This is a genomic window from Streptomyces sp. NPDC087440 (assembly GCF_044744005.1).
GTDB lineage: Bacteria > Actinomycetota > Actinomycetes > Streptomycetales > Streptomycetaceae > Streptomyces.
In genome coordinates this window covers 855,542-876,862 of sequence record NZ_JBIUXN010000001.1, presented here as the reverse complement: position 1 = coordinate 876,862, position 21,321 = coordinate 855,542, and the positions used below count along the sequence as shown (strand labels likewise).

Annotated in this window: 21 protein-coding genes and 1 pseudogene; 14 read left to right on the top strand and 8 right to left on the bottom strand. The window is 70.9% G+C overall.

Annotated features, from left to right (window positions below; all coding sequences use genetic code 11):
• The first annotated feature begins 74 nt into the window (after positions 1 to 74).
• Positions 75 to 320, top strand: coding sequence for a chaplin (locus ACIO3O_RS03970; protein WP_401741537.1), 246 nt, complete (start codon positions 75 to 77; stop codon positions 318 to 320).
• Positions 321 to 424: 104 nt separating this feature from the next.
• Here the strand turns inward: ACIO3O_RS03970 and ACIO3O_RS03965 are convergent, their stop codons facing one another.
• Both ACIO3O_RS03965 and ACIO3O_RS03960 read right to left on the bottom strand, forming a co-directional pair.
• Entirely contained in the window at positions 425 to 784 is a 360-nt protein-coding gene (locus ACIO3O_RS03965; RefSeq protein ID WP_401741534.1) for a DUF427 domain-containing protein, read from the bottom strand.
• A 7-nt stretch (positions 785 to 791) separates the two neighbouring features.
• Complete coding sequence (locus tag ACIO3O_RS03960; protein ID WP_401741532.1) at positions 792 to 2,066, bottom strand: erythromycin esterase family protein; 1,275 nt, start codon at positions 2,064 to 2,066, stop codon at positions 792 to 794.
• Between the two features lie 150 nt (positions 2,067 to 2,216).
• Between ACIO3O_RS03960 and ACIO3O_RS03955 the strand changes: the two genes are divergently transcribed.
• The 8 genes and pseudogenes from ACIO3O_RS03955 to ACIO3O_RS03920 all read left to right on the top strand — a co-directional run bounded on the left by ACIO3O_RS03955 (position 2,217) and on the right by ACIO3O_RS03920 (position 8,667).
• The gene (locus ACIO3O_RS03955) at positions 2,217 to 2,954 is read left to right on the top strand and encodes a MerR family transcriptional regulator (RefSeq protein ID WP_401741530.1); all 738 of its coding nucleotides are present in this window, start codon (positions 2,217 to 2,219) and stop codon (positions 2,952 to 2,954) included.
• Between the two features lie 444 nt (positions 2,955 to 3,398).
• A complete protein-coding gene (locus ACIO3O_RS03950; protein ID WP_401741528.1) occupies positions 3,399 to 4,124 on the top strand; it encodes a hypothetical protein in 726 nt (241 codons plus the stop codon).
• Between the two features lie 167 nt (positions 4,125 to 4,291).
• On the top strand, positions 4,292 to 5,392 hold the full coding sequence (locus tag ACIO3O_RS03945) for a chitinase (protein WP_401741527.1): 1,101 nt from the start codon (positions 4,292 to 4,294) through the stop codon (positions 5,390 to 5,392).
• Between the two features lie 222 nt (positions 5,393 to 5,614).
• Positions 5,615 to 5,791, top strand: coding sequence for a hypothetical protein (locus tag ACIO3O_RS03940; protein ID WP_401741525.1), 177 nt, complete (start codon positions 5,615 to 5,617; stop codon positions 5,789 to 5,791).
• A gap of 174 nt (positions 5,792 to 5,965) precedes the next feature.
• A pseudogene (locus ACIO3O_RS03935) lies at positions 5,966 to 6,523 on the top strand (RHS repeat protein); the annotation flags it as partial.
• A gap of 351 nt (positions 6,524 to 6,874) precedes the next feature.
• Complete coding sequence (locus tag ACIO3O_RS03930) at positions 6,875 to 7,396, top strand: hypothetical protein (protein WP_401741522.1); 522 nt, start codon at positions 6,875 to 6,877, stop codon at positions 7,394 to 7,396.
• A gap of 22 nt (positions 7,397 to 7,418) precedes the next feature.
• The gene (locus tag ACIO3O_RS03925) at positions 7,419 to 7,745 is read left to right on the top strand and encodes a hypothetical protein (protein ID WP_401741520.1); all 327 of its coding nucleotides are present in this window, start codon (positions 7,419 to 7,421) and stop codon (positions 7,743 to 7,745) included.
• A 286-nt stretch (positions 7,746 to 8,031) separates the two neighbouring features.
• Positions 8,032 to 8,667, top strand: a complete 636-nt coding sequence (locus tag ACIO3O_RS03920; protein ID WP_401741517.1) for a TetR-like C-terminal domain-containing protein — start codon at positions 8,032 to 8,034, stop codon at positions 8,665 to 8,667.
• Between the two features lie 42 nt (positions 8,668 to 8,709).
• Here ACIO3O_RS03920 and ACIO3O_RS03915 read toward each other — a convergent pair whose 3' ends face one another.
• Positions 8,710 to 9,195, bottom strand: a complete 486-nt coding sequence (locus ACIO3O_RS03915) for a molybdopterin-dependent oxidoreductase (RefSeq protein ID WP_401741516.1) — start codon at positions 9,193 to 9,195, stop codon at positions 8,710 to 8,712.
• A 159-nt stretch (positions 9,196 to 9,354) separates the two neighbouring features.
• Between ACIO3O_RS03915 and ACIO3O_RS03910 the strand changes: the two genes are divergently transcribed.
• Positions 9,355 to 10,014: an MSMEG_1061 family FMN-dependent PPOX-type flavoprotein gene (locus ACIO3O_RS03910; RefSeq protein ID WP_401741514.1), complete on the top strand. Its 660-nt coding sequence runs from the start codon at positions 9,355 to 9,357 to the stop codon at positions 10,012 to 10,014.
• Between the two features lie 115 nt (positions 10,015 to 10,129).
• Here the strand turns inward: ACIO3O_RS03910 and ACIO3O_RS03905 are convergent, their stop codons facing one another.
• The 3 genes from ACIO3O_RS03905 to ACIO3O_RS03895 are packed head-to-tail and all read right to left on the bottom strand — an operon-like array spanning position 10,130 to position 14,958.
• On the bottom strand, positions 10,130 to 11,281 hold the full coding sequence (locus tag ACIO3O_RS03905; RefSeq protein WP_401741512.1) for an XdhC family protein: 1,152 nt from the start codon (positions 11,279 to 11,281) through the stop codon (positions 10,130 to 10,132).
• Between the two features lie 57 nt (positions 11,282 to 11,338).
• Complete coding sequence (locus tag ACIO3O_RS03900; RefSeq protein WP_401741510.1) at positions 11,339 to 14,137, bottom strand: molybdopterin-dependent oxidoreductase; 2,799 nt, start codon at positions 14,135 to 14,137, stop codon at positions 11,339 to 11,341.
• Positions 14,134 to 14,958 (bottom strand): FAD binding domain-containing protein, encoded by an 825-nt coding sequence (locus ACIO3O_RS03895; protein ID WP_401741508.1) that lies wholly within the window; start codon positions 14,956 to 14,958, stop codon positions 14,134 to 14,136. Before ACIO3O_RS03895 ends, ACIO3O_RS03900 begins: the two co-directional genes overlap by 4 nt.
• A gap of 298 nt (positions 14,959 to 15,256) precedes the next feature.
• On the opposite strand from ACIO3O_RS03895, the gene ACIO3O_RS03890 reads away from it, so the two are divergent.
• Complete coding sequence (locus ACIO3O_RS03890) at positions 15,257 to 16,774, top strand: PucR family transcriptional regulator (RefSeq protein ID WP_401741505.1); 1,518 nt, start codon at positions 15,257 to 15,259, stop codon at positions 16,772 to 16,774.
• Positions 16,775 to 16,821: 47 nt separating this feature from the next.
• On the opposite strand, the gene ACIO3O_RS03885 is transcribed toward ACIO3O_RS03890, so the two are convergent.
• On the bottom strand, positions 16,822 to 17,220 hold the full coding sequence (locus ACIO3O_RS03885) for a molybdopterin-binding protein (protein ID WP_401741503.1): 399 nt from the start codon (positions 17,218 to 17,220) through the stop codon (positions 16,822 to 16,824).
• Positions 17,221 to 17,356: 136 nt separating this feature from the next.
• Between ACIO3O_RS03885 and ACIO3O_RS03880 the strand changes: the two genes are divergently transcribed.
• The 3 genes from ACIO3O_RS03880 to ACIO3O_RS03870 all read left to right on the top strand — a co-directional run bounded on the left by ACIO3O_RS03880 (position 17,357) and on the right by ACIO3O_RS03870 (position 20,878).
• Positions 17,357 to 17,752: a molybdopterin-binding protein gene (locus tag ACIO3O_RS03880; RefSeq protein ID WP_401741501.1), complete on the top strand. Its 396-nt coding sequence runs from the start codon at positions 17,357 to 17,359 to the stop codon at positions 17,750 to 17,752.
• A gap of 190 nt (positions 17,753 to 17,942) precedes the next feature.
• Complete coding sequence (gene modA / locus ACIO3O_RS03875) at positions 17,943 to 18,749, top strand: molybdate ABC transporter substrate-binding protein (RefSeq protein WP_401741499.1); 807 nt, start codon at positions 17,943 to 17,945, stop codon at positions 18,747 to 18,749.
• A 161-nt stretch (positions 18,750 to 18,910) separates the two neighbouring features.
• Positions 18,911 to 20,878: an ABC transporter permease gene (locus ACIO3O_RS03870; RefSeq protein ID WP_401741496.1), complete on the top strand. Its 1,968-nt coding sequence runs from the start codon at positions 18,911 to 18,913 to the stop codon at positions 20,876 to 20,878.
• Positions 20,879 to 20,886: 8 nt separating this feature from the next.
• Here the strand turns inward: ACIO3O_RS03870 and ACIO3O_RS03865 are convergent, their stop codons facing one another.
• Positions 20,887 to 21,309 carry a hypothetical protein gene (locus ACIO3O_RS03865; protein ID WP_401741493.1) on the bottom strand — a complete coding sequence of 141 codons (423 nt, stop codon included), beginning with the start codon at positions 21,307 to 21,309 and terminating at the stop codon, positions 20,887 to 20,889.
• Positions 21,310 to 21,321 lie beyond the last annotated feature (12 nt).

Genomic DNA, 21,321 nt, shown 5'->3' with positions numbered 1-21,321 from the left:
CTCCGGTGAGTTCACGCGTTCTTCCCTGTGTGCTGCGGCTGGCTGGCCGCAGAAATAACCAGGAGGACCCCCCAATGAACAAGCTCAACAAGGCCGTTGCCGTCACCATGGTCGCCGGTGGAATGATCGCCGCCGGTGCGGGTGCCGCCTCGGCCACCAGCGGCTCCGACGCCAACGGCAAGGCCGTCCAGTCCCCCGGCGTCGTCTCCGGCAACCTGGTCCAGGCCCCGATCCACGTCCCGGTGAACGCCACGGGCAACACCGTCAACGTGATCGGCGCGCTGAACCCGACCTTCGGCAACGAGTCGTCGAACGTCTGACATGTGCGGCATAGCTGGCACGTCTCGCGCTTCCGACACGCCCGGCATAGCTGACGCAGAGGGCCTCCCGAAACCATCGGGAGGCCCTCTGTCCGTGTGTACGGTCAGCTGTTGTCGGGGCTCACGACTTCCGTGTCGTAGAAGGAGAAGTGGCCCTTGATCTGCGCTACTTCGGGAATCGGGTTCTGGTACGCCCACACCAGATCGGCCGCGCCCGGCACCGACCAGTACGACGCGTCGCCCTTGAAGGGGCAGTGGGTCGAGGTGTCGGAGGGGGTGAGGAGGTCGGTGCGGACGTCCTCGGGCGGAAGGTAGTAGCGGACGGGCAGGCCGGTCTCGCGGAGGAGGAGCGGGCGGCGGCTCTCGGCCAGCAGCTGCCCCTCCCGTACGACACGGACATGCGTCGTGCCCTGCTCGACGGTGATGCGGTGGCCCTTGCGTTCGGGTGTCGTCGGTGACGTCATACAGGTGTCAGCCGCGAGCGAGGCTGTTTTCTTCCCGGAGCGGGCCCACGAAGGCGACGGCGTCCATGGCGGGCAGGTCGGCCGGGTCGAGCGGGGCGTACCACCAGCTGCCGGGGGCGCGCCGGTCCGGGACGCCCGCGTGGGCGGCCAGGGCGGGTGCGGGGAAGAAGGCGCGGGCCGGTGCGGCGGCCGCGAGGGCGTGCTGCAAGGTCTCCCCTTCGGGGCGGGCGGCGTCGGCGGGGTCTGCCCAGGAGGGGGCGCAGGCCGCGGCGGCCTCCGGGGTGGAGTCGGCGGCGACGAAGGCGTAACGGTCGCCGATCGCGGAGGCGGCGACCAGGGCGCCCGCACCCCACCAGTGCTGCTCGCCGAGGAAGTTCATGGAACAACGGGTGCGCTGGAGATGGGAGTTGTGGGCGAAGACGAGGCTGGGGGTGCGCTGGGCGGCGGCGAGGGCGAGGAGGTTCTCGGCCATCATCGCGTCGCGGATGCCGAGCATGACGGCGATCCGGTCGGGTGCGGTGGAGGCCATGGCGGCGTGGTAGCGCAGGAGTCCGCGTGCGGTGCGGGCCTGGGTGTGGGCGCGGTCGAAGGCGGTGGGGTCCTGGGGGCGCAGGGCGGGGAGTTCGGTCTCGTACACCGCGAGTACGTCGTCGCAGGCGGCCCGCAGTGCGCGGGCGCGCGGTGTGCCGCCGACCGAGAGGGCCGGGTCCTTGAGGGCTTCGCCCACTTCCCAGGGGGCGTCGTCGCCGAGGAGTTCGCGCAGGGCGTCGGCGGTGTGCGGGATGCGGTGGGCGGGGAGGCGGTCGGCCAGGTGGGCGTGGGCGGCGAGGAGGGCGGCGCGGGGGCTCGGGGTGTCGCCGATGTCGAGCGGTGCGTCGAAGCCGTGGAAGCGCACCTGCTCCTCGGGCGGGAGACCGGTGTTGTGCTCGCGCAGGCGGACGACGAGGTCGCGGTTGGCGGCGAGGCCGCCGAAGCGGTGGGTGAGGCCGGTGGCCAGGACGTCGTCGAGGTCGCCGGCGCCGGTGGTGATGTGGTCGTCGACGCGGGTGGCGGCAAGGCAGTCGCTCTCGATGGCGATCGCGCGGTAGCCGTGGTGGCGCACGAGGTGCAGGAAGAGGTCGTTGCGCAGCTCCAGGAACTGTTCCGCGCCGTGGGTGGGCTCGCCGAGGCCGAGGAGGAGGGGCGGGTGAGGGAGGGTGGCGAACAACTGGTCTGCGGCGAGAGCGAGTTGGGCGGGGTCGTTGTCGAAGTGCAGGCCGAGGGAGTGCAGGGGTGAGGGCATGGGGGTCCCCTTGGGGGTGAGGTCCGACGACGACGGGTTCGTCGGGATGGGTTCGGGGTCTTCCTTCCACCGTATCCTTGAACACTCCATTGAGACTTTCCGCCGATTCTGTACGCCATTACCCACCACAACCCTCAAACGGTGGTCACCATGAACCCACGCGGCCTGCGCCCCGTCGACCTCGCCCGCGAGCACGGCCTGTCCACCCAGGCCGTGCGCAACTACGAGGACGAGGGCATCCTCCCGCCCGCCGAACGCACCCCCTCCGGCTACCGGCGCTACACCCCCGCCCACGCCCAGGCCCTGCGCGCGTTCCTCGCCCTGCGTCCTGGGTACGGGCACGGGGTCGCCGCCGAGATCCTGCGCTCCGCGCACCGGGGAGACACGGGCACGCTCTTCCGGCTGATCGACGGGGCACACGCGGAGCTGCTGCGCGAGCGCGACACCCTGGCCGAGGTCACGACCGCGCTGGGCGCACTGACGGCCGCCCCCGAGACGTACCCCCGGACCCCCGTCGAGACGTACCCCCGGACCCCCGTCGAGCCGACCGTCGGCACCCTCGCGCGCCAACTCGGCCTGCATCCGGCCTCGTTGCGGAAGTGGGAGGCCGCCGGAATCCTGCACCCGCGCCGCGATCCGGCGACCGGACACCGGCGCTACCCGCCGGGGGCGGTGCGCGACGCGTACGTCGCCCGGCAGTTGCGGCGGGGTGGTTTCCCGCTGGAGAGGATCCGGGTGTTCACGCAGCAGTTGCGCGGGGCGGGCGACACGGACGCGCTCGGCGAGGTGCTGGCCGAGTGGCACGGCCGGCTGCACCGGCGCAGCCGGGCGATGCTGGCGGCGGGGCGGGAGCTGGACGCGTACCTGGATCTGGTCGGGGCCCCCTGAAGAGGCAGTACCGGAGCTGATACGGGTGGCCGCCGTTGCAGCCGGACGGTCGTGGAGGCCGAGCGCGCTGCGGCCGGATATGCGCTGACCTGGGCCTTGTGGTTCACGGGCCGCGCCGAACGGCTACCCGGCGCGGGTGCTCGCTCCGGTGCGGGAGGTGCTCGTACGGCAGCACGCGCTCCGGGGGGTGGCGCCGGGGGGGGCTGACGGTCCGGTGCTGCTGATGGGGTGACAGGGGGCGCTGCGATTGCGGGTGATGGTTTGGTGGCGGAGTGTGATCGGTGGGCCGCTCGCGGGTCCTGGCCGTGTCCCACGGCTCGGGGGCCGGGCGGCGCGGCCCGGGTCGTACCCGAAGCCGTACCCCTTGCACCACCCCTGCACCACCCCCTGTCGTACGCACGTCACGGCCGCCCCCTCGGTCGTACCACCGGAAGGAACCGCCCCATGGGCCACACCGCCACCCTCTCCGCCACCGTCACCGTCGCCCTGTGCGGGGTGCTCACCCTGGGCCCCGCCGCGATCGCCTCGCCCGAGGCCCACACGGGTCCGGCCGCCGCACCGGCGGTGTCGGCACCCGTCGCACCGCGAGGGAACGTCGTACCGCTGGGGGACAAGGACCGGGAGAAGCTCGCGTCCACCTTCCAGACCGTCAGCAAGTTCGGTGCCGCGTCGGAGCGGACGGGCAAGCTGGCCGGGATGGTGGTCAAGGGCGAGAAGGACAAGAAGAAGCTGGACAAGGCCCGCAAGGACTCCGACAAGGGCCTCGACAACCTGATGGCGATCATCCCCGGCGGCTCGCCCGCCAACTACGCGGGCCGCGCGGCGACCCCGCAGCAGGCGGCTGCCCGGGAGGGGATGAAGGCGGCGGTCGAGCTGATCAAGACCGACACGAAGGCGCTGGTCGAGGCCGCCCTGAAGGGGGATGCCGCCGGGTTCACGAAGGTCGGCGGGACGCTCGTCGTCCACTTGGGCCAACTGGCCACGAGCATCTTCCTGGAGATGGGGCTCGGCGCGGTGAAGGACATCCTGCCGAAGGCACCGACCTTCGACCCGGCGCAGCTGCCGAAGATTCCGGGCACCCCGAGCATTCCCGGGTTCCCGGGGGCGGAGGCGGCGTCCGGGGCGAAGAACCTGCCGGGGGTGGGGGCGGGTGTGGCGGGCCGTCACTGATTCGGCGTAGTGCGGGGGGAGGCCTTCGGGGAGAGCCCCGGAGGCCTCCCCCGCGTCAACGTACCAACCTGGTCCAGACCTCTTGACGGTTGGTCTGGACCTACCTAGCGTGTGGGCGCACCACACCCCCCTCGCGTCTCCCGGTCCCCCCACCCAGGAGGTTCAGCATGTCCCCCCGCGCCCGCACCACACTCCCCCGCCTGCTGACGGCCGCGCTGACAGCGGCCGCACTCGTCCCCCTCACGAGCACCTCGGCCCCGGCCGCACCTACCTCCCCTTCCGCTCCTTCCGCACCTTCCGCTCCTTCCGCCGACACCTGTCCGGTGAAGTCGAAGCCCGCCGGAAAGGTCCTCCAGGGCTACTGGGAGAACTGGGACGGCGCCGCCAACGGCGTTCACCCGACCTTCGGTTGGACCCCGATCACGGACGCCCGCATACCCCAGCACGGCTACAACGTCATCAACGCCGCGTTCCCCGTGATCCGCAACGACGGCACCGTCCTCTGGGAGGACGGCATGGACGCGACCGTGAAGGTCGCCACCCCCGCCGAGATGTGCCAGGCCAAGGCGAACGGCCTGACCCTCCTGATGTCGATCGGCGGCGCGGCGGCCGGAATCGACCTCAACTCCACTGCTGTCGCTGACAAGTTCATCGCGACCATCGTCCCGATCCTGAAGAAGTACAACTTCGACGGCATCGACATCGACATTGAGACCGGCCTCACCGGCAGCGGCACCATCACCAAACTCTCCACCTCGCAGGCCAACCTCACCCGCATCATCGACGGCGTCCTCGCCCAGATGCCGTCCAACTTCGGCCTGACGATGGCCCCGGAGACCGCCTACGTCACCGGCGGCAGCGTCACGTACGGCTCGATCTGGGGCGCGTACCTCCCGATCATCAAGAAGTACGCCGACAACGGCCGCCTCTGGTGGCTCAACCAGCAGTACTACAACGGCAACATGTACGGCTGCTCCGGTGACTCCTACTCCGCCGGCACGGTCCAGGGCTTCACCAAGCAGACCGACTGCCTCAACAAGGGCCTCGTCATCCAGGGCACCACCATCAAGGTCCCCTACGACAAGCAGGTCCCGGGCCTCCCCGCCCAACCCGGCGCGGGCGGCGGCTACATGAGCCCCTCCCTCGTCTCCCAGGCCTGGCGCACCTACAACAACCAGCTCAAGGGCCTGATGACCTGGTCCCTCAACTGGGACGGCTCCAAGAACTGGACCTTCGGCGACAACGTCAAGTCCCTGCAAGGGCGTTGACCCGCCCCGCGCCGACGCACCACCCCCGCACCACCGCTGTCGCGCCCCCACACGGCAGCACCCCCGTGGGCCGTTCCCCTTTCCCCCTCTGGAACTGCCCACGACGCACAGCCGACTGCTGCCGGGCGACCGCCTTTCCCTGCGCTGACCGCCGGTTCCCTGCCGCTCCCGAGAGGTCTGTGTAGCGAACGGTGGGGGCTGGAGTTCGAAGGCGCAGCGGGTGTGCGAGCCGAACCGGCGGACGCACAACAAGTGGTGCTCGGATTCCTGGACGCGGTGGACGCCGCCAGGCTGGATGCGACAGTCCTCGACCGCGACGATCTCGACGGCGCTCCCGGTGAGCTGACGCGCGGCCTGCCGGCACAACTGCGGGACTGGGCGGGCGAAGGTGCTGCTTGATCAGCAGGGCATTGCCCGGTTCGCGCAGCGGCACCTGATGCCGGACACCGCGGATCACGCGGGAGGCGGACGGCGAGGTTCTCGACCCGGAGTCGGGTGTCCTCGTCCCCGCTGGCAGGTTGGTGGTGCACTCCGGGCAGGCGGGTCTGTACGGGCACCAGGAGCGTATCCGACGGCACCATCACGGTGACCCAGCACGACGAGGGCTCCGAGCACAAGGGCTTCAAGCTCACGGAAACCCGCTCGGGCCGCTGGATCGACCTGGTCAAGACGGACGCCTCGCAGTGGCAGGCCAAGGACCACACCGGCCACACCGCCGTGTTCGACCTCAACGCCGCCGGCGACCTGGCGAAGACCACCGACACGGCGGGCAAGGCCACGTCCTTCGAGTACGACTCCTCGCGCCGCCTGACGAGGATCACGACCCCGGACGGCCGGGTCACGAACTTCGGCTACGACGCGAACAACCGCGTCACCTCGATGCAGCGGGCGACGGCCTTCAACGGCAACGCGCACACGGGCCCGACCTACTCGTACACCTACGAGACGAACAAGACGAAGGTCACCGACCCGGAACAGCACACCACCACCCACGAACTGAACAAGGACGGCGGCGTCACCAAGACCATCGACGCCCTGGGCCACAACCGTTCTTCGTCCTACGACGCGAACCACAACGTGAAGACGGCTGTCGACGCGATGGGCACTGGATCGACCCCGGGCAACGAGACCGGGCACCCGCTACGCCCCCCACGTCCTCCGTGTGAGGTCAATCGGTGAGGGGCACTACCCGCTGGGCTCGCAGAAGGCTCCAGGCCAGGCGGTTACAGCGGGACGCATTTCCGCATCCGAGGGTTGCCTGCAATGCCCCAGTACGCCGGGTGCAATTGGCCACTTTGCCCAGCCTTGGAAGTTTCATGGGTGAGCAGATAATGTCATGATCGATCACTCCGGGAGAGCAGTAGTGACCTCCCGGTGACCATGTAACGCAGCAGGAGCGAGGCAGGAGCGGCCCAGGAATTCAGAGGCCAGGTACCGCGCCCACCCCGCCCCCTGCGTGCTTCGACGCATAAGGAATTGTACGTGACCCGTGCCCAGCGCATCAGAATCGCATCCGTCTCGCTCGTCACTGCCGCCGCGGTAGGTGTCGGCGGTGTTTCCACGGCCCAGGCCGCCGAGCGTCCGGAAGGCCCCGCAGTTTCGGCCTCCGCGCTCCCGGTTGACGACCAGACTGTTAACCATGTCCTGTCTGTCCTGAGCGGCCTCGACGAGAACGCCACGCCGGAGCAGATTGCCTACGCGTTCTTCCCCGACGACGCTCAGGCCCGCGCCCACGTCCTTGGTACTGCCTCGTCCGCACCGATCAGTGACCTCTACGAGCCGACCGTCCAGCAGGCATGGCCGCTGGCCGTGGCCGCGCTTGCGATTCGGTACGGGCCGAAGATCGTCAAGGGAGCTATCGCCGCCGCGAAGAAGGGCTCCGGTGCGGTGCGGGCCTACCTCAAGACGACGAAGATTGCGCGTGACCCGAGCACGATGGAAGCGTTCATCAACACGATCATGAACTTCTTCGGGGCTCCGACCGCCCCCGTGCATCGCGCCTGATTTCCGGAAGGTGCTGGCACCTGTGACTGAGGAACGCGACTCCTTCGCCTTTCCCCAGCAGACCCGTTACGGAATCTGGGTCGTGGCAGCGGCCGTACTCGTCATCGTGGGTGCCGTATCCCCTCAGGTCACCCCGGCGATGTTGGCTGCCACTTTCCTGAGTCCTCTCGGGCTCTACATGGCCGTCGAACTCATCGGTTCGCCCATGGATCTCACCGACCAACTGAAGCTGTCCTGGCTTCGTGCGCGGGATTCTGTGCGAGCCGCGCTCAGACACCCCGGTGAGATTCTGGCCCTGGTCTGTGTGGCCCTGGCTTGGCTCTTCCTCGCGGTCCGAGCCCTGACCTGACCGAAAGGGCGGGACGCAACTAATGCGTCCCGCCCTTATTCATCCTCTCCAGCACGCTGAGGCTGCTGATGCATCCGACTTCGGATATGAGGCCAGGCCTACGCCGTTGCCGACAATAGGCTGATCAACGTGCACTGAATCAGGTTCGATGAGCCTGGTTCGCACCCTCACCGCGGAGGCCCCGCGCGGACGCCCTGCTCCCTTGAGGTGGGCCGGTTCCCCGACACCACGTCGAGGGACGGGGCCACTCCTGATTTGCGTCGGCCGCCGTCCCGGAATCGGACGGATGACCTTGCAGGGCAAGAAGTATTCGAGGGGCGGTGTCACCCGCGTCCTGTGGCTCAAGACGGTGGTCCATGAGGGCCACGTGCCGACCCGCCCGGAGCTGACCGTCGGCACCGATTTGACGAACGCGATCGCGGCGATCGACGGCTGGCCCCTCTCGAATCAGGCGATCGAGACCCCCGACCTCGGCTCGACCTTCGAGTCGAAGATCCCCGGCACCGACCAGGCCGACGACACGTCCCTCGGGTTTTACGAGGAAAAGGTGTCGGACGAGATCGAGCAGCTGCTGAAGAAGGACGACACCGGCTGGTTCGTCTTCCTCCGCAAGGGCGACGTCCCGGCGTCGAAGTCGATGGACATACGCGCCGTCACCACGACGCTCGCCAACACCGCCCTGTGGGACGCGGAGATGGACGCCCGCCGCGCGCAGTTCGCCGGCGTCCTCACCGACCGGCTCGCCGCAGCACTCGACGAGGCGGAAGCACGCGGCGAGGTCACGCTCACGCTCGCCAGCCGGAACGCCGCGGCCCTGGCCATCGGACCGCTGTACTACCGCAGCACCATCGAGCGCGCCCCGGCCGACCCCGACCTCATCGAGGCCGCCGTCGCCGCCCTCGGCACGTGGTCCACCGGCTGAGCGGGGTTCCGTACCGGCATGTGAGCGGGGATATGGGCCGCGTCAGGATGCGTGCATGTGTGAGGCGTGGACCCGGATGGCAGTGATCGCGCTGATGTACCGGGCGCCGCAGCGGTCGGTGGGGACGACGAGTTGACTTCCCTCGGGGTCGAGGTCGGTGTCGTCGCAGCGGGTGGCGAGCAGGATCGCGGAGTTGGCGAAATCGGGGTCGATCTCCGCCCACGAGAGAGCGGTGTGGTGTCCGTCGCCGCCGCTGATCACGAGCAGGAAGCGGGAGCGGTCCTTGCGCCTGCGGGGATCGAAGGCCGGTGCTGCCGTACGCAGGACGTCGTGCAGCAGCGGGCCCTCGAACCGGTGGTGCTGGGGGCCGTCCTTGGCGCAGTCGAAGACCACTTCCGCGCGATGCTGCGGCCAGCCCTCACGCAGTCCGGCCACGGTGAGCGTGAGCGGTCGGGCGATCTCCCCACTGACGGTGAAGGATGCGACTCCGGTCGGGCGTGCGTGGGACACCGTGTCCTGTCGGCTCATCATTTCCCCCTCGGACGGGCGATCACTGCCGCAGTTGCGGTAAGTGATACCCAACGTCCTCCCGGGAGAATCCCATGTGCGAGTTGTTCAGCGCCCATCTCCTCGAAATTGTGAGATCCGTTGCGACGCGCGCAGGACGGGCTCATTAGGGTCAAGCGCATGACAACATCCATCGCCGGCAGCGCCTTTGACTCGTTGCACCTCGACGCCGTGTCCGACCAGCAGACACTGCGCCGGATCTACGAACGCCCCAGCCAGGCAGCTGTGCGCAAGCAGATGTCCGAACTCACCGAGCAGACCCGGAAGTTGATCGGTCTCTCGTCCCTGGTCTTGGTCGCCAGCACGGACGCCGAGGGCAACTGCGACGTCTCCCCGCGCGGAGGCCCCGCCGGGTTCGTCACGGTCCTGGACGAACGAACGGTGGCGATACCGGACGCGACCGGCAACAAGCGTCTGGACACCCTGGAGAACGTCATCGCCACCGGGCGGGCCGGACTGCTGTTCCTCATCCCCGGGCGGACCACCACGCTGCGAGTGAACGGCCGGGCCTGCGTTTCCGCTCGCCCGGAGTTGCTGGCGCAGCTGACCGCCGTGGGCAAGCCTCCGGCCAGCGCACTGGTGGTGGGTATCGAGGAGGTCTACCCGCACTGCCCCAAGTCGCTCCTGCGCAGCGGGGCCTGGCAGCCGGAGCAGTGGCTGCCGGCGGACGCCCAGCCGACCTCGGCCGAGGTGACGCTGGCCCAGCTGCGGATGCCGGAGCTGACGATCGCCGACATCGAGCAGGTGGAGGCGGAGTCGCTGAAGTACCGGTACGAGTAGGCGGCCGACCGGCGGCTGCCGTACCGCCGCGCCGCCACGCCGCCGTACGCCGGTATGCCGGTACGCCCCACGTTGCGTCGCCGATCAGCGCGCCGGGCCGTCGCGGATCAGCACGTCAAGCGACCACCCCGACCCCCCGCAGGGCATGCCTCGGCTCGTCGTGGTGGATCGGTGTGCGGGCTCCGGCCAGCGGCGCGCCGGACCCGCCGCGCCGGGCGGCCACGATCTCCGCCGCGATCGACAGCGCCGTCTCCTCCGGTGTCCGCGCGCCCAGGTCGAGGCCGATCGGCGACCTCAGGCGGGCCAGTTCCGGTGCGGTGACGCCGACTTCGCGCAGCCGTTCGTTGCGTTCCAGGTGGGTGCGGCGCGACCCCATCGCACCGACGTACGCCACGGGAAGCCTCAGCGCCCTCTCCAGCAGGGGGACGTCGAACTTGGCGTCGTGGGTGAGGACGCAGAGCACTGATCTGGAGTCGAGCTGCGCCGTCTCCAGGTAGCGGTGCGGCCAGTCCACGACGACCGCGTCCGCCTCGGGGAAGCGTTCCTTCGTCGCGAAGACCGGGCGGGCGTCGCACACGGTCACGTGGTGGCCGAGGAACTTCCCGGCCCTCACCAGCGCCGCGGCGAAGTCGATCGCGCCGAAGACGATCATGCGGGGTGCGGGCACGCTGGACTCGACGAGGAGCGTCAGAGGCCGGCCGCAGCGCGAGCCGTCCGCGCCGATGGTGACGACACCGGTCCGGCCGGCGTCGAGCAGGGCGCGGGCCTCGCCGGCCGCCGTGCGTTCCAGCTCTCGGTCGCCGCCGAGCCCGCCCTCGTAACCGCCGTCCGGATGCACGAGCAGGGCGCTGCCCAGCAGTTCACGGGGCCCTTCGACGACGCGGGCCAGTGCCACCGACGAGCCCTGTGCGGCTGCGGCGTACGCGGTGGTGAGGACGTCGCGGGCGGGTGCGTCCCGCCGTACCGGAGTGATCAGGATGTCGATGACACCACCGCAGGTCAGGCCGACGGCGAAGGCGTCCTCGTCGCTGTGGCCGAAACTCTCCAGGACGCTCTCGCCGTCTGCCAGGGCCTGTTGGCACAGTGCGTAGACCGCACTCTCCACGCACCCGCCGGAGACCGATCCGACGGCCCTGCCGTCACTGTCGACGGCGAGGGCCGCACCGGGCTGGCGGGGCGAACTCCCGTGTGTCGCCACGACCGTGGCGACCGCGAAGTCACGTTCCTGCCCGGCCCACCGGTCGAGCTCTTCAGCGATGTCCAACATGTCAGGTCTCCTTCGTCCAAGGGGCTCAATGGGGGGGCGCCTGTGTCCGCGGCGCGGTCAGGATGCGGACTCGCCCCGCCGTGCCGCCTTCTGGTGCATGTGCAGGGCGAGCCAGACGCGGTCGCGGGTCACCGGCAGCTCGGTGAAGCGGATGCCGGTGGCGTCGTAGAGGGCGTTGGTGAAGGCGGGGCCCACCGGGTTGAAGGGGCTCTCGCTCATCGACTTGGCCCCCAGCGGGCCGGTCGCGTCGGACGTCTCCATGAAGTGGACCTCCGTGCGCGGCACGTCGGCGTACTGCGGGAGGCGGTAGCGGCGGAAGGCCGCCGTGGTGACCTCGCCGCGCTCGTCGACGCGTACGGTCTCGAAGAGCGTCGCGCCCAGTGCCTGCGCGACGCCGCCCTCGACCTGGCCCCGGCACTGCAAGGGGTTCATGACCTTCCCCGCGTCCGCGGCGTGCACACTGCGCAGGATCCTCATCTCGCCGGTCCGCGGGTCGACCGCGATCCGGAACCACTGCGCGTTGAAGGCCACCGAGCGCGGGCTGCCGCCCCAGTGGCCCTCCGCCGTCAGCTCCGCCTGCGCCCCGTACGCGTACGCAGCCTCGTACAACTCCTTGAGGGTGACCGTGCGGCCCGCGCAGTCGATCGCCTCCGCGTCGAGCGTGCACAGGTGGCGGGGCACCCGCGTGTACCGGGCCGCGAAGGTCTTCAGCCGCCCGGCCAGGGACTCGGCGGCCAGCAGCACCGCCTTGCCCGCCACCACCGTTCCGGCCGAGCCGAAGGCGCCGGTGTCGTGGCGGACGACGTCGGTGTCGGACTGCCGGATGGCGATGCGGTCCACCGTGGTGTGGAGCGCGTCCGCGGTGAGCTGCTTGTGGACGGTGGTGGTTCCGTTGCCGAACTCGGCCGTGCCGACGGCGATGTCGTACGTTCCGTCCGCCAGGAGGGTCACGGTGGCGTCGGCGTAGTGCCCGTTCGGCGGGGCGGTCGCGATCATCGCCATGGCGGTGCCCTGTCCGGTGAGCCAGCCCTCCGGCACCTCGTCGGCGCTGCGGTCCTCGGCGATCGCCCTGCGGACGATGCCCAGGCACTGGTCGAGGCCGTACGAGGCGATGTAGAGGTCGTCGTCGTGGCCGATCGGCGTGACCATGTGGTCGCCGGGGCCGATGATGTTCCTCTCCCGCAGCACCAGGGGGTCCATCCCGAGGCGCCGGGCCACCTCGTCCATCGCGGACTCGACGGCGAACGTGGTCTGGCCCAGGCCGTAGCCCCGGAAGGCGCCCGCGGGGACGACGTTGGTGTACACGGAGTACGCGTCGACCTTCTTGTGCGGGGCGCGGTAGACCGCGAAGGACTCCCCCACGCTGTGGAACATCACGCCCGGCCCGTGATTGCCGTACGCACCGGTGTTGGTGACCACCCGCATCTGCAGCGCGGTGAGCGTGCCGTCCGCGCGGGCCCCGACCTTGATGCGGATGGTGAAGGGGTGGCGGGTGGCGGCTCCGTAGAACTGCTCGGCGCGGGTGAACTCCAGCTTGACCGGGCGGCGCAGCCTGAGTGCGGCCAGGACGACGACGTCCTCGGTCAGCATCTCCTGCTTGCCGCCGAACCCGCCGCCGACCCGGCCCGCGACCACGCGGACCTCGTCCTCCGCCAGCCCGTACAGGGCGCACAGCGCGCGGCGGGTCAGGAAGGGGGTCTGGGTGCTGGAGCGCACCGTGAGCCGCTCGCCGCTGCCGTCCTCCTTCAGCTCGAAGTACGCGACGCAGCCGTGGGTCTCCAGGCTGGCGTGCTGGACGCGCTGCGTCCGGTACGTCTCCTCGTACACGACCGCCGCCTCGGCGAACCCCTCCTCGACGGACCCCACCTCGCCGTGCACCTCGCCCGCCACGTTGTTCTCGACCCGGGCGATCCGCTCCCCGGTCCCCTTGCCCGCGTGGATCACCGGGGCGCCGGGGCGCATGGCGTCCTCCGGGTCGACGACGTACGGGAGTTGCTCGTACGTCACCTCGATGCGCCGGCAGCCCTCCTCGGCGGCCTGCTCGCTGTCGGCGACGACGGCGGCGACGCGCTGGCCGACATGGCGCACGACGTCGTCCAGGACGCGGGTGTCGTCCGGGTCCTCGCCCGGGTGCTCGTGGCGTCCGCTGGAGTACAGCAGGCCGGGGGCGTCCTCGTGAGTGAGGACGGCATGGACGCCGGGGACGCGCAGCGCCGCCGAGGTGTCGACGGCGAGGATGCGGGCGTGCGGGTGCGGGGAGCGCAGGAGCTTCATGTGCAGGAGGCCGGGTACGTCGACGTCGAAGGTGTAGCGGGCGGTGCCGGTGACGACCTGCGGTCCGGCCGGGGCGCCCAGGTTCTTGCCCACGGCCTGTCCCGCACAGGGGCGTTCGGTGTGGGTGACGCCGCGCACCGCGTCCTCGATGGCGCGGTATCCCGTGCACCGGCAGATGTTGCCCTTGAAGGCGCGCGGGAGGTCGGCCAGCTTCCCGTCGTCGTGGGCGCGCCCCTGCTCGGCTTCCAGGGCGGCGGTGGTCATGAGGAATCCGGCCGTGCAGAACCCGCACTGGAAGCCCTGCGCGTCGAGGAACTTCCTTTGTACGGGGTGGAGTTCGCCGTCCGGCGCGGCCAGGCCCTCCACGGTGGTGACCGTTCGGCCCTCGACCCGTACCGCCGGATAGAGGCAGCTGTGCACGGGCTCGCCGTCGACGTGGACGGTGCAGGCGCCGCAGTCGCCCGCGTCGCAGCCCTTCTTCACCCCGAACCAGCCGCGCTCGCGCAGATACGTGCGCAGACACTGCCCGGCCCGGGGCTCGGCGTCGAACGGCTGGTCGTTGACCTGGACGTGGAAGCTCATCGCGCACCGTCCTCGGTGAGTTCGCGGCGGACCTGTTCGGCCAGGTGGAAGGCCATCTGCCGACGCCACGACGGGAGCCCGTGGATGTCGTCGAACCAGTCGCCGTCCCCGACGGCGGAATCGATCGCCGCACGCAGCCCGGCCCGGTCGGGCGGCAGCGCGAACCAGAGCCGGAACGGACGCACCGTCGCGGCGGTGATCGTCACGGCCAGCGAACCGTCCACGGGGTCCCGGGTCCCGATGACCAGCGCGCCCGAGCGCCCGAGGCCGTACAGGGACACCTGCTGGAACGCGGTACGGAACCCCAGGGCACGGGCCGGGAGGGTGACCGAGCGCAGCAACTCCCCCTCGGCGAGGGCCTTTTGCCCCGCCCCGGTCACGAAGTCGGCGGCCTGCACGCGCCGGACGCTGCCGTCCTGGGCCCTGAGCAGGCAGGTGCCGTCGAGGGCCGCGGTCAGGGAGATCATCGGTCCGGCGGGAAGGGCGTTGCAGAGGTTTCCTCCGACGGTCGCCATGTTCCAGACCTTGAACGAAGCGAGGAAGGCGCGGCAGCACTGCTCGAAGAGCGGGGCCGCCGCCGCGTCCAACGCCCGGCCGAATCGGGAGAGTTGAGTGATGGTGCAGGTGGCCGCGATCTCCACCGATCCGTCCGGCAGGAGCCGGACGGGCTCCCAGCCCATGCGGCTCAGGTCCACCAACCGCCGCAGGTGCGGCTGGGGTTCGGAGAAGAGGTACGTGCCGCCGCCGAGCCAGGCGTCGCCCGGCCGCCAGGGTTCGTGGCGGCGCGCGTCGCGCACGTCCAGCACCGTGTTCAGATCCATGACCCCACCGCGTTCAGATCCATCGATTCCACCGTCCTCCGCCGCCGCTCGGCCGCTGCTCGGCCGCTGCTCCGCCGCTGGTTCTTCGCTGCTTCTTCGCCAGTGAAGCGGAGCCCTCGGCCGAAAACGACTGGGGTCCGCCACGGAAAAAACCCGAGCGGAACGGCCGGTTCCTGGTGGATCAACCAAGAGGCATTCTGCTTCTTGGGCCTTGCATTTACGATGTCCACACCCACAGCCACCTCGTGGATGTGAGAAGCCGGGATACGAAGCCGGTGACCGCGCAAGGAGTCAGCACATGCACGTCGGAGATCTTCTCCAGCTCGAAGAGCTCGACCTGGACCTCGTCTGGGGCGACGCAAACCTGCTCAGCAGGACGGTCAACGGCGTGACCGCCACCGACCTGGAGGACCCCACCCGGTTCCTGCGGCCCGGGGACGTCGTGCTCAGCGGACTCGTGTGGTGGAGCGAGGCGGACGGCCCCGCCAGGAGCACACGTTTCGTGTCCGCGATGGCGGAGTCGGGAGCCGCCGCCCTGCTCGCCGGGGAGGAGACGCACGGCGCCGTCCCCGCCGACGTCGTCGACGCCTGCCGCACCCACGGCATCGCGCTCCTGGCCGTACCGGCGCGCATCAGCTTCCGTACGATCACCGAGGCCGTCTACCGGCGCCAGTGGGGCGACCTGAGCCGCCACCCCACGGACCACTTCGCCCTGCCCGGCCACCTGCGCACCGAACTCGACCGGCTCGCCGAACACGGCGCCGACGTGGGCGAGTTGCTGAAGCGGGCACTCGCCCCCTTCGGAACACCGGACTGCTACCTGCTCACCCGCAGCGGACGTACGGTCTGCCGCACGCCTTCCGCGCCCGAACTCCCGGCCGCGCGAGCCCTGGAGCACCTCCACGGCGACGCCGGTGAGACCCTGCGCGTCGAGGCCGAGGCCACGCCGTACGACACCTGGTACCTCCATGTGCCCCGGACGGGGACGACGCCGCCCCGGGCCCTGCACGAGACGGCCGAGTTCGTGGCCCGGTTCCGCCACCGGCACGACCGCAGGCAAGCGGCCCGACGGCGTGCCGGGCAGGACCTGATCGCGCTCACCGAACGGCAGGACACCGACTCCGGCTCCCTGACGAACGCCCTGGAGTCCTGCGGCCCGCTCGCCGAGGGGCCGTGGCGGGTGGTGATCTCCTCCACCGGCGAGCGGCACGACGACGGCAGCGCCGGGGAGGCGCTCACGGAGGCGCTGCGGCACCTCCCCTCGGCGGCCTTCGCCGTCGGCACGACCCCGGACGCGGAGGTCGTCGCCGTACTCCGCAGCACCGAGGACGACCTGGCGGAACTCCGCGCCGCCTGGCCGCTGGTGCAGGGCTGCCGGCCCGAGATCCCGCTGCACGCGGGGCTGAGCACGCTGGTCATGGAGCCCTCGGGGCTGCGCGCCGCGCTCGGCCAGGCCCGGTTCGCCCTGGCGGCGGCCCGGCGGAGCAGCCCGACGCCGGGTCTGGTCACGGCGGTCGAGGACCTCTCCTCGTTGGAGTCACTGCTGGCCGGGATACCCGCCGGCGTCCGCCGGATCTTCAGTGCCCGCACGCTTGGTCCGCTCGTCGACGAGAGCACGGCCGCCCACCACAGGCTGCTGGAGACCCTGGAGGTCTTCCTCGCGCACAACTGCTCGTGGACCCGCACCGCGGAAGCCCTGCATCTGCACATCAACACCGTGCACTACCGCATCAACCGCGTGCAGCACCTCACCGGGCGCGACCTCAGCCGCCTCGACCACAAACTCGATCTGCGCGCCGCGCTGCTGTGCCGGTGAACGCGCCGAGCCCGCACTGCTGAGAGTGCTGCGCCACCAGCGCCGCCCTACGGCACGTAGACGTGCACGCTGGTCGACTTCACCCGCGCGGTGACGGTCACGCCCACCTCGATGCCGAGTTCCTCGACGGACTCACGGGTCACCAGGGAGACGATCCGGTGCGGCCCCGACTGGATCTCGACCTGGGCGGCGACGTCGTCGACCGTGACGCGCGTGACGATCCCGGCGAACGCGTTCCGCACGGACGTGACCACCGGGGTCTCCGGCAGGGGATGCATCCCCTGCGCCCGCTCCTTCGCGAACGCCGCCAGGCTCACCCCGTCGATCGCCCGGTTCCCCGGCCCCTCCCGGTCCATGACCAGCCGCCCGGAGTCGGCCCATCTGCGGACCGTCTCCGGACTCACGCCCAGCAGCCTCGCTGCCTGCCCAATGCTGTACGACGACACGCAGCGCACTCTAGGGCAGCCCCGCACCCCTCGGAGCCCGGGAGTTTCGTGCGTTCCTCCATCGCATCCCGCATCTGCGATGGAAGTTCGTACCAACCTTTGCAAATGCCAGATGAATCCGCATACTCTGCGGCACATGCAGTCCTACACCATCGGTCAGGCCGCGCGCCTGCTCGGCGTCAGCCCGGACACGACCCGACGCTGGGCGGACGCCGGACGCGTCACCACCCACCGCGACGAAAGCGGGCGTCGGCTGATCGACGGCCGTGACCTGGCAGCGTTCTCCATCGAGGTCGCCCAGGGCGGCAACGGCGAGGACGACGCGTCCTACACCTCCGCCCGCAACGCGTTCCCGGGCATCGTCACCGCGGTCAAGCTCGGCGACGTCGCCGCGCAGGTGGAGATCCAGGCCGGACCGCATCGGCTGGTCTCGCTGCTCACCCGTGAGGCGGTCGAGGAACTGGGGCTGGAGGTCGGCATGCAGGCCACCGCCCGCGTGAAGTCCACCAGCGTGCACATCGACCGCGTCTGACCCACCCCTTCGTACAGCGCCGACGTGCACAACGACCACATCTGACGCACCCCTTCGCGCAGCGCCAACGCGCACAGGGACCGCATCTGCCCGACCCCTTCGCACAGTCCCGCCGCCGTCCCCCGGCGGGACTGTGCCGCATCCGCTCGGCCGGCCCCGGTCGGCCACTCCCGCAAGGAGTCCCACCCTCATGTCCCTGACCCTCACCCGGCGTCGTGCCGCCGCCGCTGTCGTCACTGCGGCTCTCCTGGTTCCGCTGGCCGCCTGCGGCGGCAACGACAAGAAGGAGACCGGCAGCACCGCCTCGCCGTCCGTCGGCGGGGGCGCCAAGCCGGCCGACCTGACGGTGCTGGCCGCCGCTTCCCTCACCGACGTCTTCAAGACCGCCGGCGCCGCGTACGAGAAGGCCCACCCCGGCACGAAGGTGAAGTTCTCCTTCGCCGGTTCGCAGGAGCTGGCCGCACAGGTCAAGGCCGGTTCGCCCGCGGACGCCCTGGTGACGGCCGACACGAAGACGATGGACGGGCTGAAGACCGACACCGGCGCCGCGACCGTCATCGCCAAGAACCGCCTCGTCATCGCGACCGGCAAGGGCAACCCGGAGAAGATCGGCAGCCTCAAGGACCTCGCCGACACCAAGCTGAAGGTCGTGCTCGCCGCCCCCGAGGTGCCGGTCGGCCGCTACAGCAAGAAGATCCTCGACGCCCAGAAGATCACCGTGAAGCCGGTCTCGCAGGAGCCCAACGTCCGCGCGGTCCTCTCCAAGGTCGAGCTGGGCGAGGCCGACGCCGGTCTCGTCTACAAGACCGACGCCACGACGGCCACGGACAAGGTCGAGGCCGTCGACATCCCGGACGCGCAGAACGCGGTCGCCCAATACCCGGCGGCCACGCTCAAGACCTCGAAGAACGCGGACGCCGCGGCCGAGTTCGTGAAGTGGCTGTCCACCCCGGAGGCGCAGAAGATCCTCCAGGACGCCGGTTTCCAGAAGCCGTAACAACCGCTCCATCACTCGATCGCTCCAGGGAGGCCCCGGACGGGGGTGGGGGCCTCTCTGGAACGACATCCCCGGCTCTCGCAGCTCTCCCGGCTCCCTCACTCTCCCGGCTCCCCCGGCTCCCCCAGCTCCCCCAGCTCCCCCAGCTCCAGGACCCCTCCATGAGACGTCTCCGCCGCCGCACCACGGGCACCCGCGCGCCGCTGGCCCTGGCCCTGCCCGCTCTCGTCGCGGTCGCGTTCCTGCTGCTGCCGCTGATCGGCATCCTGGCCCGGACGTCCTGGGGCGAACTCGGCGCGCACCTGACCAGCCCCGGCACCACCGACGCCCTGAAGCTCTCGCTGGTCGTCTCCGGGTGGGCGCTCCTGCTCTCCGTGGTCCTGGGGGTGCCGCTCGCCTGGTTGCTGGCCCGGGTCGACTTCCCCGGCAAGGCGTTCGTCCGCTCTCTTGTCCTCCTGCCGATGGTGCTGCCGCCGACGGTCGGGGGCGTGGCCCTGCTGCTGGCCTTCGGCCGCCGGGGTGTCCTGGGCCCGTGGCTGGAGAACGCCTTCGGGATCACGCTGCCGTTCAGCACCGCGGGCGCCGTCGTCGCGGCGACCTTCGTGGCGATGCCGTTCCTGGTCATCAGCCTCGAAGGGGCCCTCGGCGGGCTGCGCCCCCGCTACGAGGAGACGGCCGCCTCGCTGGGCGCGTCGCCGCTGCGGGTCTTCTTCACCGTCACCCTGCCCATGGTGGCTCCCGGGCTCGCGGCGGGGGCCGCCCTCACCTGGGCCCGCGCACTCGGGGAGTTCGGCGCGACCATCACGTTCGCCGGAAACCTCCCCGGTTCCACCCAGACCCTCCCGCTCCAGGTCTACCTGCTCCTCCAGGAGAGCCCGGAAGCCGCCACGTCCGTATCGCTGCTGCTCCTGGTCATCGCCATGGCCGTCCTGATCGCCCTGCGCGGACGCTGGACCGGCACCCCCGACAAGGCGGCAAAAGCGCCTCGGGCACAGGCCACGCCCGAGGAATCGGAAGCGGCCCCTCCGACGGCCCGCCTCTCCCACGGCCCTGCCGATGCCGGTGCCGACGCCGACAGTGGGGTCAAACGGCAGCTCTGGCCGCTCCGGGCCGAGGTCACCGGCTTCAACGAACTCACCCTCGCCGCGGATCCCGGCACCACCATCGCCGTCGTCGGTCCCAACGGAGCGGGCAAGACCACCCTCCTGCGCGCCCTGCTCGGCCTCACCCCCCGCGCCCACGCCCGCCTCCGGCTCGGCGACACCGACGTCACGGCCCTTCCCCCGCACCGGCGCGGCGTCGCCTGGGTGCCCCAGGACGGTGCGCTCTTCCCGCACCTCAGCGCCCTGTCCAACACCGCCTACGGGCTGCGCACCCAGCGAGTGCCCCGCCCCGAGGCGCGGCGCCTCGCCCAGGAGTGGCTCGACCGCCTCGGCGTCGGCCACCTCGCCCACCGCAAGCCCTCGCAGCTCTCCGGCGGCCAGGCCCAACGCGTCGCCCTCGCCCGGGCCCTCGCGGCCCGCCCGCGCCTGCTGCTCCTCGACGAACCGCTCGCCGCCCTCGACCAGACCACCCGCGCCCACGTCCGCCACACCCTGCGCACCCACCTCGCCGATTTCGCGGGCGTCTGCCTGATCGTCACCCACGACCCGGTCGAAGCGGTCTCGCTCGCCGACCGCGTCCTCGTACTCGAAGACGGCCGTACGTTGCAGGACGCGGCCCCCGCCGACGTCACCCGGCACCCCCGCTCCCCCTGGGTGGCCCGCATGCTGGGCCGCAACGCCTGGCCCGGCACCGCCACCTCCGACGGGCTCGCCCTCCAGGGCGGCGGCCATCTCGTCACCGCCGATCCCCTGCCCGCGGGCACTTCCGCGCTCGCGGTCATCGCCCCGGAGGCCGTCTCCGTACACCGCGACAGGCCCGGCGGCAGCCCCCGCAACATCTGGCAGGGCACGGTGCGGGAGATCACCACCAGCGGCAGCCGTCTGCGCGTCCTGATCGGCTCCGCCCAGGCACCGGACCTGGTCGCCGAGATCACCCCGCAGGCCGCCGCCGAGCTCGGGCTCGCCGACGGGGTGAGCGTGTGGACCAGCGTCAAGGCCACGGAAGCGACCGTCGTCCCGCTCTGACGGACGCCTCACAGCCGCTTGAGACCGAGGAGTTGGAGTCCGGCGAAGCCGCCGACCGTCAGGGCCTGGAGCACGAGCCAGGCGGTGCCGATGCCGGTCGGGGTCAGGGTGCCGGAGACCGCCACGGTCAGGCTGAGGGCGACCCAGAACAGGTTGGCCGTGGCGATCGCGGTCAGGGCCGGACGGCTGATCCGCCGGCGCGTGCCCGCCGCGAGCACGCCCAGGGCGAAGAGGAGCAGGAAGGCGCCGACCGGGTACTGGACCGACGTGGCGATGCCGAACCAGGAGTCCAGGACCGTGGCGAGGGCCAGGTAGGCAAGGCCGTTGAGGCCGGTGACCACCCCGTCCAGTTTCAACGCCAGGCGGGCGAGACCGTCGCTGCCGGTCGTCCTGGCGGGGGCCCTCGTGCCGTCGAGGTGTGCGGTCGTCACAGTCGTATTCCT

Coding starts and splice junctions, on each gene's coding strand:
- ACIO3O_RS03895 (WP_401741508.1), bottom strand. CDS start 14,958: ATGGATCTGAACACGGTGCTGGACGTGCGCGACGCGCGCCGCCACGAA.
- ACIO3O_RS03960 (WP_401741532.1), bottom strand. CDS start 2,066: ATGCCCTCACCCCTGCACTCCCTCGGCCTGCACTTCGACAACGACCCC.
- ACIO3O_RS03905 (WP_401741512.1), bottom strand. CDS start 11,281: ATGTTGGACATCGCTGAAGAGCTCGACCGGTGGGCCGGGCAGGAACGT.
- ACIO3O_RS03890 (WP_401741505.1), top strand. CDS start 15,257: ATGCACGTCGGAGATCTTCTCCAGCTCGAAGAGCTCGACCTGGACCTC.
- ACIO3O_RS03965 (WP_401741534.1), bottom strand. CDS start 784: ATGACGTCACCGACGACACCCGAACGCAAGGGCCACCGCATCACCGTC.
- ACIO3O_RS03945 (WP_401741527.1), top strand. CDS start 4,292: ATGTCCCCCCGCGCCCGCACCACACTCCCCCGCCTGCTGACGGCCGCG.
- ACIO3O_RS03910 (WP_401741514.1), top strand. CDS start 9,355: ATGACAACATCCATCGCCGGCAGCGCCTTTGACTCGTTGCACCTCGAC.
- ACIO3O_RS03950 (WP_401741528.1), top strand. CDS start 3,399: ATGGGCCACACCGCCACCCTCTCCGCCACCGTCACCGTCGCCCTGTGC.
- ACIO3O_RS03970 (WP_401741537.1), top strand. CDS start 75: ATGAACAAGCTCAACAAGGCCGTTGCCGTCACCATGGTCGCCGGTGGA.
- ACIO3O_RS03955 (WP_401741530.1), top strand. CDS start 2,217: ATGAACCCACGCGGCCTGCGCCCCGTCGACCTCGCCCGCGAGCACGGC.
- ACIO3O_RS03920 (WP_401741517.1), top strand. CDS start 8,032: ATGACCTTGCAGGGCAAGAAGTATTCGAGGGGCGGTGTCACCCGCGTC.
- ACIO3O_RS03900 (WP_401741510.1), bottom strand. CDS start 14,137: ATGAGCTTCCACGTCCAGGTCAACGACCAGCCGTTCGACGCCGAGCCC.
- ACIO3O_RS03915 (WP_401741516.1), bottom strand. CDS start 9,195: ATGAGCCGACAGGACACGGTGTCCCACGCACGCCCGACCGGAGTCGCA.
- modA (WP_401741499.1), top strand. CDS start 17,943: ATGTCCCTGACCCTCACCCGGCGTCGTGCCGCCGCCGCTGTCGTCACT.
- ACIO3O_RS03880 (WP_401741501.1), top strand. CDS start 17,357: ATGCAGTCCTACACCATCGGTCAGGCCGCGCGCCTGCTCGGCGTCAGC.
- ACIO3O_RS03870 (WP_401741496.1), top strand. CDS start 18,911: ATGAGACGTCTCCGCCGCCGCACCACGGGCACCCGCGCGCCGCTGGCC.